Origin of the sequence: Streptomyces sp. NPDC021093 (genome assembly GCF_044333135.1) — a bacterium.
Lineage (GTDB): Bacteria > Actinomycetota > Actinomycetes > Streptomycetales > Streptomycetaceae > Streptomyces.
The window spans coordinates 184,625-200,738 of the sequence record NZ_JBIRQJ010000007.1; the positions used below are offsets into that span (position 1 = coordinate 184,625).

Annotated in this window: 13 protein-coding genes and 1 pseudogene; 5 read left to right on the forward strand and 9 right to left on the reverse strand. The window is 70.8% G+C overall.

Annotated features, from left to right (window positions below; genetic code table 11):
* Positions 1-60 precede the first annotated feature (60 nt).
* Positions 61-1,203: an adenosine deaminase gene (locus ACH4SP_RS22865; protein ID WP_398417386.1), complete on the reverse strand. Its 1,143-nt coding sequence runs from the start codon at positions 1,201-1,203 to the stop codon at positions 61-63.
* A 102-nt stretch (positions 1,204-1,305) separates the two neighbouring features.
* On the opposite strand from ACH4SP_RS22865, the gene ACH4SP_RS22870 reads away from it, so the two are divergent.
* Positions 1,306-2,079: a prolyl oligopeptidase family serine peptidase gene (locus ACH4SP_RS22870; protein WP_398417387.1), complete on the forward strand. Its 774-nt coding sequence runs from the start codon at positions 1,306-1,308 to the stop codon at positions 2,077-2,079.
* Positions 2,080-2,568: 489 nt separating this feature from the next.
* Entirely contained in the window at positions 2,569-3,672 is a 1,104-nt protein-coding gene (locus tag ACH4SP_RS22875; RefSeq protein WP_398417388.1) for a calcium:proton antiporter, read from the forward strand.
* Between the two features lie 45 nt (positions 3,673-3,717).
* Here the strand turns inward: ACH4SP_RS22875 and ACH4SP_RS22880 are convergent, their stop codons facing one another.
* Complete coding sequence (locus ACH4SP_RS22880; RefSeq protein ID WP_398417389.1) at positions 3,718-4,710, reverse strand: LysR family transcriptional regulator; 993 nt, start codon at positions 4,708-4,710, stop codon at positions 3,718-3,720.
* 62 nt (positions 4,711-4,772) lie between these two features.
* On the opposite strand from ACH4SP_RS22880, the gene ACH4SP_RS22885 reads away from it, so the two are divergent.
* From ACH4SP_RS22885 to ACH4SP_RS22895, 3 genes are all read left to right on the forward strand, one after another.
* On the forward strand, positions 4,773-6,122 hold the full coding sequence (locus tag ACH4SP_RS22885; protein ID WP_398417390.1) for an MFS transporter: 1,350 nt from the start codon (positions 4,773-4,775) through the stop codon (positions 6,120-6,122).
* A gap of 121 nt (positions 6,123-6,243) precedes the next feature.
* Positions 6,244-6,969, forward strand: a complete 726-nt coding sequence (locus tag ACH4SP_RS22890) for a L,D-transpeptidase family protein (RefSeq protein ID WP_398417391.1) — start codon at positions 6,244-6,246, stop codon at positions 6,967-6,969.
* A 141-nt stretch (positions 6,970-7,110) separates the two neighbouring features.
* A complete protein-coding gene (locus ACH4SP_RS22895) occupies positions 7,111-8,217 on the forward strand; it encodes a sigma-70 family RNA polymerase sigma factor (protein WP_398417392.1) in 1,107 nt (368 codons plus the stop codon).
* A gap of 39 nt (positions 8,218-8,256) precedes the next feature.
* Here the strand turns inward: ACH4SP_RS22895 and ACH4SP_RS22900 are convergent.
* The 7 genes and pseudogenes from ACH4SP_RS22900 to ACH4SP_RS22930 all read right to left on the reverse strand — a co-directional run.
* Positions 8,257-8,439, reverse strand: a pseudogene (locus ACH4SP_RS22900) (hypothetical protein); the annotation flags it as partial.
* Positions 8,440-8,545: 106 nt separating this feature from the next.
* A complete protein-coding gene (locus ACH4SP_RS22905) occupies positions 8,546-9,943 on the reverse strand; it encodes a hypothetical protein (protein ID WP_398417393.1) in 1,398 nt (465 codons plus the stop codon).
* A 223-nt stretch (positions 9,944-10,166) separates the two neighbouring features.
* Positions 10,167-11,444 (reverse strand): thymidine phosphorylase, encoded by a 1,278-nt coding sequence (locus ACH4SP_RS22910; RefSeq protein ID WP_398417394.1) that lies wholly within the window; start codon positions 11,442-11,444, stop codon positions 10,167-10,169.
* 138 nt (positions 11,445-11,582) lie between these two features.
* The gene (locus tag ACH4SP_RS22915; protein ID WP_398417395.1) at positions 11,583-12,002 is read right to left on the reverse strand and encodes a cytidine deaminase; all 420 of its coding nucleotides are present in this window, start codon (positions 12,000-12,002) and stop codon (positions 11,583-11,585) included.
* A complete protein-coding gene (locus ACH4SP_RS22920; RefSeq protein ID WP_398417396.1) occupies positions 11,999-13,282 on the reverse strand; it encodes an ABC transporter permease in 1,284 nt (427 codons plus the stop codon). The genes ACH4SP_RS22915 and ACH4SP_RS22920 overlap by 4 nt, the downstream gene beginning before the upstream one ends.
* Complete coding sequence (locus ACH4SP_RS22925; protein ID WP_398417397.1) at positions 13,279-14,391, reverse strand: ABC transporter permease; 1,113 nt, start codon at positions 14,389-14,391, stop codon at positions 13,279-13,281. The genes ACH4SP_RS22920 and ACH4SP_RS22925 overlap by 4 nt, the downstream gene beginning before the upstream one ends.
* Positions 14,388-16,052 (reverse strand): ABC transporter ATP-binding protein, encoded by a 1,665-nt coding sequence (locus ACH4SP_RS22930; protein ID WP_398417760.1) that lies wholly within the window; start codon positions 16,050-16,052, stop codon positions 14,388-14,390. The genes ACH4SP_RS22925 and ACH4SP_RS22930 overlap by 4 nt, the downstream gene beginning before the upstream one ends.
* Positions 16,053-16,114: the final 62 nt, after the last annotated feature.

Here is a 16,114-nt window from a genome sequence, read left to right on the forward strand (position 1 = left end):
TGCATGAGGACAGCTACTTGATTCAGCAGTGAAACTGCTGGTCAGAGCGTTCTCGACGGTCTACTGGAAGAGCCACTCGGACTTCAGCTCGGCGTATCCGGGCTTGATCACGTCGTTGATCATCGCGAGACGTTCATCGAAAGGAATGAAAGCGCTCTTCATCGCATTGACCGTGGTCCACAGCATGTCGTCGAGCGTGTAGCCGAAAGCGCCGATCAGGTGCTCGAACTCGCGGCTCATGCTGGTGCCGGACATCAGCCGGTTGTCGGTGTTCACCGTGACCCGGAACTGCAGCCTGCGCAGCAGGCCGAAGGGGTGCTCGGCGTACGAAGTGGCCGCACCCGTCTGGAGGTTGGAGGTGGGGCACATCTCCAGCGGGATGCGCATGTCCCGTACGTAGGCGGCGAGGCGGCCGAGCTTCACCGAGCCGTCCGTCTCGTCGACCTCGATGTCGTCGATGATGCGGACGCCGTGGCCGAGGCGGTCGGCGCCGCACCACTGCAGGGCCTGCCAGATGGAGGGGAGCCCGAAGGCCTCGCCCGCGTGGATGGTGAAGTGGTTGTTCTCGCGCTTGAGGTACTCGAAGGCGTCGAGGTGGCGGGTGGGCGGGAAGCCCGCCTCGGCGCCCGCGATGTCGAAGCCGACGACGCCCAGGTCGCGGTAGCGGTTGGCGAGTTCGGCGATCTCCAGGGCGCGGGCGGCGTGCCGCATCGCGGTGAGGAGTGCGCCGACGCGGATCCGGTGGCCGTTCTCGCGGGCGCGCTTCTCGCCCTCGCGGAAGCCGTCGTTGACCGCTTCGACGACCTCTTCGAGGGAGAGGCCGCTCTCCAGGTGCTGCTCGGGGGCGTACCGGATCTCGGCGTAGACGACGCCGTCCTCGGCGAGGTCCTCGGCGCACTCTGCGGCCACCCGGAAGAGGGCTTCGCGGGTCTGCATGACGGCACAGGTGTGCGCGAAGGTTTCCAGGTAGCGCTCCAGCGAGCCGGAGTCGGCGGCCTCGCGGAACCAGATGCCGAGCTTGTCGGCGTCGGTCTCGGGGAGGCTGTCGTAGCCGACCTCGCGGGCGAGTTCGACGATCGTGCCGGGGCGCAGGCCGCCGTCGAGGTGGTCGTGCAGCAACACCTTCGGCGCGCGGCGGATCTGGTCCACCGTGGGCGTGTTGAGCGGCTGGACGGGGATCTGCTTCGTGGTCTGGCTCGTCATTGAGGCACTGTAGCCCCTACGCGCGTAGATGGCGCCGGTCGATACGTAACAGTGACCGTGCGGAAGGGTGGCGTCCATCTCGGGTTCTGAGACTGTTCTGTTATGACACAGCAAGTCGAGCCGGGCCCGACCGCCCGGCTGGGGCGGGCCGTTGGGACGAATGGGGCAGTGGCGGGCGTCGTTCTCGTACTGCCGCCCGGGGAGCAGGAGTCCGCGCGCGGGCCTTCCGCGCTGGCCCAGGCGTCCGTACGCGCTCTGGCCCGGGAGCTGGCCGGGGCCGGAGCCGCCGAGGGACTCGTCGCCCATGTCGTCCGCTACCGGGGGCGCGGGTGGAACGGCGGAGCGGCGCGGCTCGCGGCGGACGCGGAGTGGGCCGTCGCGGAGACCGTACGGCGGTACGGGGACGTGCCGGTGTGCCTGGCCGGGGTCGACATGGGCGGCCGGGCGGCACTGCGGGCGGCGGGGGCGGGGGCGGTCAACTCGGTCGTGGCGCTCGCGCCTTGGCTGCCGGGGGCGGTGGCTGCGCCGGACTCGGCGGACGCGGCGGACACGGCCGACGCGGAGCCCGTGCGGCAGCTGGCGGGGCGGCGGGTGCTGATCGTGCACGGCACGAACGACGAGCGGGCCAACCCCGACCTGTCGTTACGGCTGGCGGCCCGGGCGAAGAAGTCGAACCGGGACGTGTGCCGGTTCGAGGTGCACTCGGACGGGCACGGGATGCGGCAGCACCGGGCGGAGGTACGGGCGCTCTCCGTGGACTTCGTCCTGGGGTCGCTCTTCGGCCGCCCGTACGCACGGCCCCTGGCGGACGCACTGGCGGCACCGCCGCCGCTGGGGCTGCGGATGCCACTGGCGATGGGTTTCGGGCGGGGGTAGCCGGACCGCTGCGCGGGGCGGGCTGCTGGGCGCAGGGCGGTGGGGTGGGGTGTACGTGCGGGTGCGTCGTGGCTGGTCGCGCCCACGCGGCGGAGCCGCAAATCGATGCAGCCCCGCGCCCCTGACTCCCGTTCCCTTAGCCCTCTTGGGCAGCGGGGCCGCCCCCCGGGGGCAGTGGGGTCTCCCCTGCTCCTTAAGAGCTTGGCGGGGGTCCCCCCTGCTCGAACGAAGTTGAGAGCTTGGGGGCGGGTGGGCAAGGGGGCGGCCCCCACGCGGAGCGCACCCCCACCGCGACCGCACGCGCCCGCCACCGCTGCACGCGCCTGCGGCGGGCCATGCCCCTCCCCGCCCCTTCCCTAAACCGCTCGCCGCGGGGCCGGGTGGGGGCTGATGTCCGGGGCTGCGCCCCGCGCCCGGCTGCGCCGCGCGTCCTCAAACGCCGGACGGGCTGAATCGCGCCACCCCCGCCCCTCTGCCACGCTCGATCGCATGAGCACCAGCGTGGATCACATCAAACCCACCCACTGGGCCACCCTCGTGCCCGTCCTCGCCGTCGTCCTCCTCGGGTTCTCCTGGGGCCGGGACATGCCCGGACCCGTCGTGGCACTGCTCGCGTGCTTCCTCGGCGGGGCCGTCCTCGCCGCCGTGCACCACGCCGAAGTGGTCGCGCACCGGGTGGGCGAGCCGTTCGGGTCGCTCGTGCTGGCCGTCGCCGTGACGATCATCGAGGTGGCGCTGATCGTCACCCTGATGGCCGACGGCGGGGACAAGAGTGCTTCGCTCGCCCGGGACACCGTCTTCGCGGCCGTGATGATCACGACGAACGGCATCGTCGGCATCTCCCTCCTCGTCGGCTCGCTCAAACGGCGGGTGGCCGTGTTCAACCCGGAGGGGTCCGTCGCCGCCTTCGGGACCGTCGCCACGCTGGCCGGGCTGAGCCTGGCGCTGCCGACGTTCACGACGAGCACTCCGGACGCGGCGTTCACCACGACGCAGCTGATCTTCGCGGCGATCGCGGCCGTGATCCTGTACGGGATGTTCGTCGTGACGCAGACCGTCCGGCACCGTGACTACTTCCTGCCCGTGACCCAGCAGGGCAAGGTCATCGACGAGGACGACCACGCCGATCCGCCGCCCGCCCGCGTCGCGTTCATCAGTCTCGGGCTGCTCGCCGTGTCGCTGGTGGCCGTGGTCGGGCTGGCGAAGGGGGTCTCGCCGACCATCGAGGCGGGGGTGGACGCCGCCGGGCTGCCCGCGTCCGTCGTGGGTGTGGTGATCGCGCTGCTGGTGCTGCTGCCGGAGAGCATCGCGGCCGTACGGGCGGCCAAGCGGGATCGCGTACAGACCAGTCTGAATCTCGGGCTCGGGTCGGCCATGGCGAGCATCGGGCTGACGATTCCGGCGGTGGCGATCGCGTCGATCTGGATGGAGGGGCCGTTGCTGCTGGGGCTCGGGGCGACGCACATGGTGCTGCTGGCGCTGACCGTGGCGGTCGGCACGCTGACGTTCGTACCCGGGCGGGCGACGCCGCTGCAGGGCGGGGTGCACCTGTCGCTGTTCGCGGCGTATCTGGTGCTGGCCGTCAGTCCTTAGCGCATCCCCTGCCGGTCGGCCCGCAGCGTCTCAGTCCGCAGCCTCTCAGTCCGCAGCGTCCCGCTCCGTGACGTCCACCAGGGCCGTCTGCGGCAGGATGTTGCCGCGGCGGGCGAGCAGGAAGCGTTTGAAGGCGGCGACCGGGGGCGTGTCCGGGTGGCCGTCCAGCCAGGCCACGCCGATCTCGCGGGCCGCGCGCGGGGCGGTGACGGTGAGTTCCACGACGCCGGGGCGGGCGACGGCGGGGGGCGGCAGGAGCGCGACGCCCAGGCCCGCCGCGACCAGGCCGCGGAGGGTCTCCGCCTCCTCCCCCTCGAAGGCGACCTTGGGCTTGAAGCCCGCTTCCGCGCACAGGTCGTCGGTGATGCGGCGCAGGCCGTAGCCGGGTTCGAGGGTGACGAAGGTTTCCTCGGCCGCCTCGGCAAGACGGACGCGCTTGCGGGTGGCGAGGCGGTGGTCGTCCGGGACGACCAGGCGCAGGCGCTGTTCGTCGAGGCGGCGGGCGACCAGGTCGGGGGCCTCGGGGACGGGCGAGGTCAGACAGAGGTCGAGGTCGCCTGCGCGCAGGCGCTCCAGCATGGCCTCGCCGTAGTTCTGGACGAGCTGGAAGCGGATGTGCGGGTGGTCGGCGCGGAAGGCGCGGATCAGGGCGGGGACGGTCTCCGAGCCCATGGTGTGCAGGAAGCCGAAGGCGATCTTGCCGGTGGTGGGGTCGGCGTCGGCCCTGACCAGCTCGGCCGCCTTCTCGACCTCGGTGAGGGCGCGTTCGACCGCGGTGAGGAAGGCGCGGCCGGCCGGGGTGAGCGAGACGGTGCGGCCCTTGCGGGCGAACAGGCTGACGTCCAGGTCGTGTTCGAGGCGGACCATCGCGCGGGAGAGCGTGGACTGGGGGACGCCGAGTTCGTGCGCGGCGCGGGTGACGTGCTCGTGGCGGGCGACCGCCGCAAACTGGGCGAGGCGCGGGGCGAGCACCTGCGAGATGTCTTCTTCGTAACTACTCGGTGACAGCCGACGCTGTGAGCTTTGCTTATGCAGCATGGGATGGATTATCGCGGCTTTGTGCATTGGACGCATGAGAAGGCCGGGTCTAGGTTCTTGGCATGCCTTCCGCCAGTACCACGGCGTCCACACCTGTCATTGTGGGCGCCGCGAACCCCGTTTCCTTTGTTTCTTCTGATTCCTCTGCTGCTGTCGGCGCCGATGGTGCCGCCGCTGCCGCCGATACCCGGCTGGCGCCCTCGTCCCCCGGCTTCCGGCGGATGAGCTTCGCGCTCTTCGCGGCCGGCATGGCGGCCTTCGCCCTCCTCTACTCCACGCAGGCGCTGCTGCCCGCGATCTCCGCCGGGCTCGGCGTGAGCGCCGCGCAGGCCAGTTGGACGGTGTCGGCCGCGACCGGCGCGCTGGCCCTGTTCGTACTGCCGCTGAGTGCGCTGTCCGAGCGCTTCGGGCGGCGGACCCTGATGACGTACTCCCTGGTGGTGGCGGTCGGCGTCGCGCTGCTGATTCCGCTCGCGCCCAACGTGGGGTGGCTGATCGCGCTGCGCGCCGTGCAGGGTGCGGCGCTGGCCGGGCTGCCCGCATCGGCGATGGCGTACCTCGCGGAGGAGGTGCGGCCGAAGGCGCTCGTGGCGGCGATCGGGCTGTTCGTGGCCGGCAACTCCATCGGCGGAATGAGCGGGCGCATCGTGACCGGGTGGGTCGCGCAGCTCTGGGGCTGGCGGGCCTCGCTCGCCGCCGTGGCTCTGATGGCGCTGGTGTGCGCGGTGGTGTTCCGGCTGATGCTGCCGAAGGCGCGCAACTTCCGCCCGGGGACGCTGAGTCCGCGGGTGCTCGCGAAGACCGTCGGCACGCATCTCTCCGATCCGCTGCTGCGGCGGCTGTACGCGATCGGCGCGCTCTTCATGACCGTCTTCGGCGCGGTCTACACCGTGATCGGCTACCGGCTGGTGGAGGCCCCCTTCAGCCTGCCGCAGGGCGTGGTCGGTTCGATCTTCCTGGTGTACCTGGTGGGGACGGTGTCCTCGGCGGGCGCGGGCAAGCTGGTGGCGCGGACCGGGCGGCGCGGGGCGCTGTACCTGGCCGTGACCACCACCGCAGCCGGACTGCTGCTGTCGCTCTCGGACTCGCTGGCGGGCGTGCTGGCCGGGCTCGTGCTCATCACGGCGGGCTTCTTCGCCGGGCACGCGGTCGCCTCGTCGTCGGTCAGCCGCGCGGCGAAGACCGGTCGCGCCCAGGCCTCCGCGCTGTACCAGTCGGCGTACTACCTCGGCTCCAGCGTCGGCGGCACCCTCGGTGCGACGGCGTTCCACGCCGGCGGCTGGGAGGGAGTCGTGGCGCTCGGGCTGCTGGCCGTCGTCGGCGTCGTGTCGATCACGCTGTACGGGACGCGCTGCGCGCGGGTGGAAAGGCGCCTGGAACGGCGTACCTCCCTCGTTGTCGCGAATTCGTGACACTTCAACTCCCTTGTCCGTACAACCGGATTGATCCCCCGGTCGTCTAGGCGGACAGAACGTGCAGCACCGCACGCACGCGCGTGCCGCACGGCTGGGGAAAGGGAAGTCCATGGCGTCCATGGGGGAAACGAAGACGAAGAGAGTGCGCGCCGCGCTGCGCACGCGTACAGGGATAGCCGTCGGGATCACCGCGCTGGTGGTCCCGGCGGTGCTGACCGTGGGAGCCGCCGCTCCCGCGCGGGCGGCCTCGTGCACGGCCGGTACGGGTCCGTACCAGAAGCAGGTGGAGAAGTTCCTCGGGCTGAGGGCGGACGGCCGGCAGTCGGCCGCCGACTGCCGGGCGATACGGAACTTCCAGTCCACGCACTCCATCACCCCGGCCGCCGGCTACGCGGGCCCGGTGACCTGGCGGGCGATGGAGCAGCTGAACAGGCAGAAGGCGGCCGGCCGCAATCCGAACGCGGCCGGGAAGTGCCCGGTGAACAAGGGTCGCATCGCCTGCGTCGACCTGACCCGGCAGCTGACCTGGATCCAGGACGGCAAGAAGCTCAAGTACGGTCCGGTGCCGATCCGTTCGGGGCGCGACGGGTACGAGACGCGGACCGGGCTGAAGCGGATCTACCTGCGCAGCATCAACCACTACTCGACGCTCTACCACGTGCGGATGCCGTACTCGCAGTTCTTCGACGGCGGCATCGCCTTCCACGCGGTGGGCATCCCGATGTCGAGGCCGCCCGGCTCGCACGGGTGCGTGAACATGCGGACCGCGGACGCGAAGAAGTACTGGGGGCTGCTGAAGAAGGGGGACGACGTCTTCGTGTACGGGCGCAAGCCGGGGACCTGAGGCGGCCGGACCCGCGTCGGCGCAGGGCGGCACCCGTACGGGGAAGGGCGGTTCACGGCATTGCACCCCACGTTGTCAGACCCCTCCCGTAGAGTTCCACAGCACAGGAGATGTGGGTGGATGAGCGGTGGGGTGGACCCTGTGAGTGATGTCGCGACGCCAGGTGTGGATGCACAACTGGAGGACTACCGGACCGAGTTGACCGGCTTCTGCTACCGGATGCTCGGCTCCGCCTTCGAGGCGGAGGACGCCGTGCAGGACACGATGGTGCGTGCCTGGCGCAGCCAGGACCGCTTCGAGGGACGCTCCTCGCTGCGGTCCTGGCTGTACCGCATCGCGACCAATGTGTGCCTGGACATGCTGGGCAGCAGCAAGAAGAGGGCCCGGCCGATGGACTTCACCGATCCGCGGCCGCTCGCCCAGGCACAGTTGAACCCGCAGCCGGAGGCGACCTGGCTGGAGCCGGTCCCGGACGGGCGGGTGCTGACCGTCGTCGCCGACCCGGCCGAGACGGCGGTGGCGCGCGAGTCGGTGCGCCTCGCCTTCGTGGCCGCCCTGCAGCATCTGCCGCCGAAGCAGCGCGCCGTGCTCATCCTGCGCGAGGTGCTCGCCTGGAAGGCGAGCGAGGTCGCGGAGCTCCTGGAGACGAGCGTCGCCTCGGTCAACTCGGCGCTGCAGCGGGCGCGGGCGACGCTCGCCGAGTCGAAGACGTCCGAGTCGGACACGGTGAAACCGATGGACGAGGAGCAGCGCAAGCTCCTTGAGCGGTACGTGGCGGCCTTCGAGGGCTACGACATGAAGGCCCTGACCGCGTTGCTCCACGAGGACGCCGTGCTCTCCATGCCCCCGTTCGACCTGTGGCTGGTCGGTGCGCCGGACATCACGGGCTTCATGCTCACGCACGGTGCGGCCTGCAAGGGTTCGCGGATGCTGGCGACCGTGGCCAACGGGACGCCCGCGTTCGCGCAGTACCACCCGACGGCCGAGGGTCACTTCGAGCCGTGGGCGCTCCAGGTCGTCGAGATCTCAGACGGCCGGATCTCCCACATCAACACCTTCCTCGACACCAAGCGGTGGTTCCCGCTGTTCGGTGTCCCGGCGCGGATCGAGGCGGACGGCACCCCCGGCCCCCTCGCCGAGCCCGGGGGGATCTCCGGATTCGAGGCCGCCGCCGCGGCTGCCGCGGCCGCCGGTGCCGGAGCCGCCGGGGGTGCCCCGGTCGAAGGACAGGCCGACGAGGTCGAGTAGGTCGCACAGTTCGCGGCTGGGGTGCCAGAGCAGGAGCCGGCATCCCAGCCGCCGAGCGGTGAGCCGCATCCGGGCCAGTGCCTCCACTGCGGGCAGCCCGGGATCGGTGAGGGCGGAGACGTCACACGTCAGTTCCGTCGCGCCGGTGGCCAGGATGTGTGCGTGCAGCCGCTCGCACAGGTGCGGTACGTCGTCCCTGGTCACCGGGGAGACGAGCGCCATGGGGCGGTGCGTCGATGAGTCTTCCACGTGAGGTAGGACCGGACGGGCGACCGAAACTCATCGGTAGGGCACGGAACCATTGGTTCCGAGTGCCTCTTCCCGGGGCTCAGCCCGTCCAGCGGCCCGACAGGAACGACACCGCGAAGACCACCATGAGCGGCGCGGCCACCGCCACGTACGCCGTCCTGATCCGTGGCCTGCGCAGGCTCCACGCGGCGAGCAGCGTCCACAGCGGCCACCACAGGAGCGTCGCGCGGGGCACGGAAGTGAACCAGTACGACGTGCCCAGCGCCCACAGGCTGAGACCCAGGTACACGGCCTCGGGCCAGCGGCGCAGCCCGATCAGGACGCCGAACAGGACGAGTCCGACGACCATGGCGAGCAGCTCGGCCTGCCACATGTACGCGTAGCCGGTGGAGTAGCCGCCGTCGAAGGCGGCCTGCCAGGTGGTCTTCCACGCCTCCCAGGGGGCGTGGAACTCCCGGTACCAGCCGCGTTCCTGGGCGTGCTTCCAGGCCATCCAGTCGCCGGTGTGGGCGTGCAGATAGGCGCTGTAGAGGAAGGCCGGGAGCGCGGGCAGAACGGTCCAGGGCAGCGGGCGCCAGGCGCGGGCGGTGCGGGCCTTCCAGGCGGTGATCAGGAAGTGCACGCCGATGGCGGCGGCGACGAAGAAACCGCTGATGCGGACGGTGGTGGCGAGGGCGGTGAGGACACCGGCCAGCAGCCACTGGTGGCGCTGCGCGGCCAGCCAGGCGGGCAGTGCGAAGGCGAGGAAGAGCGCCTCGGTGTACCCGGCGGCGAGGAACACCGCACACGGAGAGAGCAGCAGAAACAGAACGGAGCGCTGCGCCATTCCGGGAGCAGTGCTCTCGGAGGCAGTGCTCGCGCGTGCAGTGTTCTCGGGAGCACTGCTCTCGGCGCGTACCGCCGCACCCTTCCCGGAGCGCTGCACCGGAACCGGAGCAGTGCTCTCGGCGACGCTCGCCCCCACACGCTCCCCCGGCAGGTGCAGCCTGGCTATTCGGGCCAGTGCGAGCACGGCCACCGCGCCCGCGACGAACGAGATCAGCAGCCCGGCGAGCGTCCAGTTCGGGACGATCACGTGCACGGCCCGCAGCACCAGCGGGAACCCGGGGAAGAACGCCTCCCGGTTGTCCCAGTCCGGGGTGCCGGGTCCCGCGCCGTCCGGGAAGTACCCGGACTGCGCGATGTGCAGGAAGTGCGTCCAGTCCCACTGCTCCCACCGCGACAGCGCCGACGGTGCGCGCTTCGCCTCGCCGTCGCTCGGGAAGATCCAGGCCACGCTGTACGAGGTGACCCACAGCCCGACCCGGGTGAGCAGGTACAGCCACAGCACGTCCCGGTCGGCGCCGTTCAGCGGCAGCCCGAGTCGTGGCCGCAGGCCGGAGAGGCCCGCCCGTCGGCCGCCGGGACCCTGCGGGGCCGGGCGCGGACGGGTGGCGGGCTGCTGCGCGGTCCGCTGCGGCGGGGGCGCGACGGTCATGGTCCGGCTCTCCTGGGATGGGGCGGTTCGTACACGAGAGGTCAGTTCGTACATGGGTACGTGAAGCAGGTGTGGTACGGAAGAGGGCAGAAGCCCGGCAAACCGTTCCCGGTGACCGTCGAAAGCTTTCTGCGCCCTACGAACGACAGGGCCGGCAGGAGCTCCCGAAGGAGTCCCACCGGCCCCGTGCGTCACACGAGCAGCACCCCAAGAGTGCCCCGACTCAGGCGATCCGGTCCAGCACGATCGGCGCCGGTACGAAGTCGGTGCCCTCGGGGGCGGTCAGGACCCCGCCGTCCAGCGCCTCCAGCGCGTACGCGAACTTCTCCGGGGTGTCGGTGTGCAGCGTCATCAGCGGCTGGCCCGCGACGACCTTGTCCCCCGGCTTGGCGTGCAGCTCGACGCCCGCGCCCGCCTGCACCTGGTCCTCCTTGCGCGCGCGGCCCGCGCCGAGCCGCCAGGCGGCGACGCCCACCGCGTAGGCGTCCAGCTTCGTCAGCACACCGCTCGACGACGCGTTGATCACGTGCTGCTCGCGGGCGACCGGAAGCGCCGCGTCCGGGTCGCCGCCCTGGGCCTGGATCATCCGCCGCCAGACGTCCATCGCGGAGCCGTCGCGCAGCGCCTTCTCCGGGTCGGCGTCGCCGAGTCCCGCGGCGTCCAGCATTTCGCGGGCCAGCGCGAGGGTCAGCTCGACGACGTCCGCCGGGCCGCCGCCCGCGAGGACCTCGACCGACTCCCGTACCTCCAGCGCGTTGCCCGCCGTCAGACCCAGCGGCGTCGCCATGTCCGTCAGCAGCGCGACCGTCTTGACGCCGTGGTCCGTGCCCAGGCCGACCATGGTGGACGCCAGCTCGCGCGCGTCCTCGATGTTCTTCATGAAGGCGCCGGAGCCGACCTTCACGTCGAGCACCAGCGAGCCGGTGCCCTCCGCGATCTTCTTCGACATGATCGACGAGGCGATCAGCGGAATCGCCTCCACCGTCCCCGTCACGTCGCGCAGCGCGTACAGCTTCTTGTCGGCGGGGGCGAGGCCGTCACCCGCGGCGCAGATCACGGCGCCGGTCGAGTCGAGCACGTCGAGCATCTCGGTGTTGGAGAGCAGCGCGCGCCAGCCCGGGATGGACTCCAGCTTGTCGAGCGTGCCGCCGGTGTGGCCGAGGCCCCGCCCGGACAGCTGCGGAACGGCCGCGCCGCAGGCCGCCACCAGCGGGGCCAGCGGCAGCGTGATCTTGTCGCCGACGCCGCCCGTGGAGTGCTTGTCGGCGGTCGGCCGGGACAGGGAGTCGAAGTTCATGCGCTCGCCGGACGCGATCATCGCGGCGGTCCAGCGGGCGATCTCGCCGCGGTTCATGCCGTTCAGCAGGATCGCCATGGCCAGCGCCGACATCTGCTCGTCGGCGACCGCACCGCGCGTGTACGCGTCGATGACCCAGTCGATCTGCTCGGGGCTCAGCTCGCCGCGGTCACGCTTGGTGCGGATGACGGAGATGACGTCCATGGGGGTTCCTTCCGGTCGTACGGATGCGTACGTCCTCGTACACAACCTGTCGTCGTACACAACCATGCGCGCATCTACGCGCGTTGCGCGGGTAACGGGCCGCGGCCCCGACACCAGGGTGACGGGGCCGCGAACGTACTACTTGAGGTGCTGCGGACCAAAGGCGTCCGGCAGCATCTCGCCGAGGGTGCGGACCCCCGTCGAGGTCTCCAGGAGGAGCTCCGGGCCGCCGAACTCGTACAGCAGCTGACGGCAGCGCCCGCACGGCATCAGCGTCTCGCCGCGGCCGTCGACGCACGTGAAGTGCGTGAGCCGGCCGCCGCCGCTCGCCTGCAGGGCGGAGACGAGGCTGCACTCCGCGCAGAGCGAGAGGCCGTAGGAGGCGTTCTCGACGTTGCAGCCGGAGACGGTGCGGAGGGTGCCCGTGCCGTCGTCGGCCAGCGCCGCCGCGCCGACCGGGTACTTCGAGTACGGGACGTACGCCCGGGACATGGCGTCCCGCGCGGCCTCCCGCAACTTCTCCCAGTCGACGTCGCCGCCCTGGCCGTCGGTCGTCACTTGCCCTGTCCCTTGCGGTACTTCATGCCGTCCGCCTTGGGCATCCGCAGCCGCTGTGCGGACAGCGACAGCACGAGCAGCGTCACGACGTACGGGGTGGCGCTGACGAACTCGTTGGGCACGGAGTCCGTACCGAGGTACCAGACCAGCACGCCCGCCGCGATGACGGCGGAGATGGCGGCCGCGATGTACGCCTTCCGGTACGCCTTCCACAGCGCCAGGACCACCAGCAGCACCACGAGGAGCAGCAGCAGCGCGTGGACGGAGGTGCCGCCGTTGCGCAGCTGGAGCGCGTCCGCGAAGCCGAACAGGCCCGCGCCCATGGCGAGGCCACCGGGACGCCAGTTGCCGAAGATCATCGCTGCCAGGCCGATGTAGCCGCGGCCGCCGGTCTGGCCCTCGTTGTAGATGTGCGAGGTGACCAGCGAGAGGAAGGCGCCGCCGAGTCCCGCCATGCCGCCGGAGACGATGACGGCGATGTACTTGTACTTGTAGACGTTGACGCCCAGCGACTCGGCGGCGATCGGGTTCTCGCCGCAGGAGCGCAGCCGCAGTCCGAACGCGCTCTTCCACAGCACCCAGAAGGTCAGCGCGAAGAGCAGCACGGCGACGATCGTCAGCAGGGACACCTTGGTGACCAGGCCGCCGAGGATGCCCGCGACGTCCGAGACGAAGAACCAGTGGTGCTTCTCGATGTCCGCCAGCCAGTCGGAGACCCCCGGCAGTGTCACCGAGCCGATGTCCTCGGCCGGCGGGGACTGCTTGGGGCTGCCGCCCTTGGCCGCGGCCTCGCCGCTGTTGAACCAGAGCTTCGCGAAGTACGTGGTGACGCCGAGCGCCAGGATGTTGATCGCGATGCCGGAGATGATGTGGTCGACGCCGAAGGTGACGGTGGCCACCGCGTGCAGCAGACCGCCGAACATGCCACCCAGCACACCGGCGAGCACACCGATCCAGGGGTTGGTCTGCCAGCCGGCCCAGGCGCCGAAGAAGGTGCCCAGGATCATCATGCCTTCGAGGCCGATGTTGACGACGCCCGCGCGCTCGGCCCACAGGCCGCCGAGTCCCGCGAGGCCGATCGGTACGGCCATCGAGAGTGCGGCGCTGATCTGGCCGGCCGCGGTGATGTCCTGCGCGCCGGTGATGGCGCGGACCGCCGAGAGCGCGACGAGCGCGCCCGCGATGATCAGCAGGACCATCGGGAAGGAGAGGCGGCGCTTGCCCGCCTGCTTGCCTCGGGGGGCCTTGGGGCCCGCCGGGACGGAAGTCGCCGTGCTCACGCCGACACCTCCTGCTTCTGGGAGTTGTTGGCCTGGGCGGCGAGCTTCTCGCCGACCTGCCGCTGCTGGCGCTTGAGGCCGTAGCGGCGGACGACTTCGTAGGCGATGACGACGCACAGGACGATGACGCCCTGGATGACGCCGACGATCTCCTTGTCGTAACCCTCGAATTCGAGCTTGCCCGTGCCGCGCTCCAGGAAGCCCCAGAGGAGCGCGCCGAGCGCGATGCCGACGGGGTGGTTGCGGCCGAGGAGGGCGATGGCGATGCCGGTGAAGCCGATGCCCGTGGGGAAGTCGCCGCCGTACTCGTAACTGTCGTTGAGCAGCGTCGGCATGCCGACCAGACCGGCGACGAGGCCGGAGATCACCATCGAGGTGACGACCATCTTCTTGACGTTGACGCCGCTCGCCTCGGCCGCGGACTCGGACTGGCCCACGGTGCGCAGGTCGAAGCCGAAGCGGGTGCGGGCCAGCACGAACCAGTACGCGACGCCGGCGATCGCGGCGACCACGATGAAGCCCCAGATGGGGTCCGCCTGGGTCGGGAAGGAGAAGAAGTGCGAGGACTCCGGCAGCGGCTTGGTGGCGACCTTGGTGCCCGCGCTGTCCAGGTGGCCGAGGCGGCCCTGCTGGAGGAGGTAGCCGATGATCGCGGTGGCGATCATGTTCAGCATGATCGTCGAGACGACCTCGGAGACGCCGCGGGTGACCTTGAGGACACCGGCGATGCCGGCCCACATCGCGCCGACGATCATCGCGGTGAGGATGATCAGCGGGATCTGGACGATGCCGGGCAGGGTCAGCGCACCGCCGACGGCGGCGGCGAAGAAGGCGGCGAGGCGGTACTGGCCGTCGACGCCGATGTTGAAGAGGTTCATGCGGAAGCCGATGGCCACCGCGAGACCTGCCAGGTAGTACGTGGTCGCCTTGTTCAGGATGTAGACCTGGCTGTCCGACTTCACGCCGTAGTCGAACATGATGCCGAAGGCGCTGAACGGCTCCTTGCCGGTGGCGAGCAGCACCACGGCGGTGACCAGGAAGGCGGCCACGATCGCGAGCAGCGGGGCCGCGATGCCCAGGAGCAACCGCTCCTTGTCGAACTTCTTCATCGGTCCTCTCCCCCAGTCCGGGGGTCGGTCTCGGGGACTTCTTCGCGTCCCGCGGCGGCTTCGGCCTGAGCCTGGGCCAGGTCTTCGGCGGAGGCCTCCAGGTGCCCGGCGGCGGCGCCGGTCATGGCCGAGCCCAGCTCCTCCGGGGTGATGGTGGCGGGGTCCGCGTCGGCGACCAGACGGCCGCGGAACATGACCCGCAGGGTGTCGGAGAGCCCGATCAGCTCGTCCAGGTCGGCCGAGATCAGCAGTACGGCCAGGCCCTCGCGGCGCGCCTCGCGGATCTGGTCCCAGATCTGCGCCTGCGCGCCGACGTCCACACCGCGGGTGGGGTGGGCGGCGATGAGCAGCTTGGGCGCGTGGCTCATCTCGCGGCCGACGATCAGCTTCTGCTGGTTGCCGCCGGAGAGGGAGGCCGCGGTGACGTCGATGCCCGGGGTGCGGACGTCGTACTCGCGCACGATCCGCTGGGTGTCGGCGCGGGCCGCCTTGAGGTCGAGGAGGCCCTTGGAGCTGTTGGGCTTCTCGGTGACGTGGCCCAGGATCCGGTTCTCCCACAGCGGGGACTCCAGGAGGAGGCCGTGCTTGTGGCGGTCCTCGGGGATGTACCCGATGCCGTCCTCGCGCCGCTTGCGGGTGGGGGTGGCCGAGATGTCGGTGGCGTCGAGGGTGAGCGCCCCGGTGTCGGGGGTGCGCATGCCCATGATGGCTTCGACGAGTTCGGCCTGGCCGTTGCCCTCGACGCCCGCGATGCCGAGGACTTCGCCCTTGTGGATGGTGAAGGCGATGTCGTCGAGCACCGTACGGACGACGCCGTCCGGGTCGGTCGCGCTGAGGCGCAGGTCCGAGACGGTCAGCATCGGCACGTCGGTGACGGTCGACTCGCGGGTCTCGGGGGACGGCAGTTCGCTGCCGACCATCAGCTCGGCGAGCTGCTTGGGCGTGGTGTTCGCCGGGTCGGCGGTGCCGACCGTGGTGCCGCGCCGGATGACGGTGATGTCGTCGGCCACCGACAGGACCTCGCCCAGCTTGTGCGAGATGAAGATGACGGTGAGGCCCTCGGCCTTCAGCCCGCGCAGGTTCTCGAAGAGCGCGTCGACCTCCTGGGGCACGAGGACGGCGGTCGGCTCGTCGAGGATGAGCGTGCGCGCACCCCGGTAGAGGACCTTGAGGATCTCGATGCGCTGGCGGTCGGCGACGCCGAGGTCCTCGACGACGGCGTCGGGGCGGACGTTCAGCCCGTACGCGTCGGAGATCTCCTTGATCTTGGCGCGGGCCCGGTCCCCGATGCCGTACAGCTTCTCCGAGCCGAGCACGACGTTTTCGAGGACCGTGAGGTAGTCCGCGAGCATGAAGTGCTGGTGCACCATGCCGATGCCACGGGCGATGGCGTCGCCGGGGCTGTTGAAGGACACCTGGGTGCCGTCGACGGTGATGGTGCCCTCGTCCGGCTTCTGCATGCCGTAGAGGATCTTCATCAGGGTGGACTTGCCCGCGCCGTTCTCGCCGACGAGGGCGTGCACGGTGCCGCGGCGCACGGTGATGGCGATGTCGTGGTTGGCCACGACGCCGGGGAATCGCTTGGTGATGCCGTGCAGTTCGACAGCGGGGGTGCCGCTTTTCGCGCTGGGGTCGGCGTGGGGACTGCTGGACGCTTTGATGGCGCACTCTCCTAGGCAGGAGGCGAAGAAGCTGAGGCGAGGGGGTTCGGCGGGTACTGCGG

What these genes read in the sequence shown, in the direction of transcription:
- ACH4SP_RS22865 (WP_398417386.1), bottom strand. Translation starts at nt 1,203, where the DNA reads ATGACGAGCCAGACCACGAAGCAGATCCCCGTCCAGCCGCTCAACACG.
- ACH4SP_RS22870 (WP_398417387.1), top strand. Translation starts at nt 1,306, where the DNA reads ATGACACAGCAAGTCGAGCCGGGCCCGACCGCCCGGCTGGGGCGGGCC.
- ACH4SP_RS22875 (WP_398417388.1), top strand. Translation starts at nt 2,569, where the DNA reads ATGAGCACCAGCGTGGATCACATCAAACCCACCCACTGGGCCACCCTC.
- ACH4SP_RS22880 (WP_398417389.1), bottom strand. Translation starts at nt 4,710, where the DNA reads ATGCTGCATAAGCAAAGCTCACAGCGTCGGCTGTCACCGAGTAGTTAC.
- ACH4SP_RS22885 (WP_398417390.1), top strand. Translation starts at nt 4,773, where the DNA reads ATGCCTTCCGCCAGTACCACGGCGTCCACACCTGTCATTGTGGGCGCC.
- ACH4SP_RS22890 (WP_398417391.1), top strand. Translation starts at nt 6,244, where the DNA reads ATGGGGGAAACGAAGACGAAGAGAGTGCGCGCCGCGCTGCGCACGCGT.
- ACH4SP_RS22905 (WP_398417393.1), bottom strand. Translation starts at nt 9,943, where the DNA reads ATGACCGTCGCGCCCCCGCCGCAGCGGACCGCGCAGCAGCCCGCCACC.
- ACH4SP_RS22910 (WP_398417394.1), bottom strand. Translation starts at nt 11,444, where the DNA reads ATGGACGTCATCTCCGTCATCCGCACCAAGCGTGACCGCGGCGAGCTG.
- ACH4SP_RS22925 (WP_398417397.1), bottom strand. Translation starts at nt 14,391, where the DNA reads ATGAAGAAGTTCGACAAGGAGCGGTTGCTCCTGGGCATCGCGGCCCCG.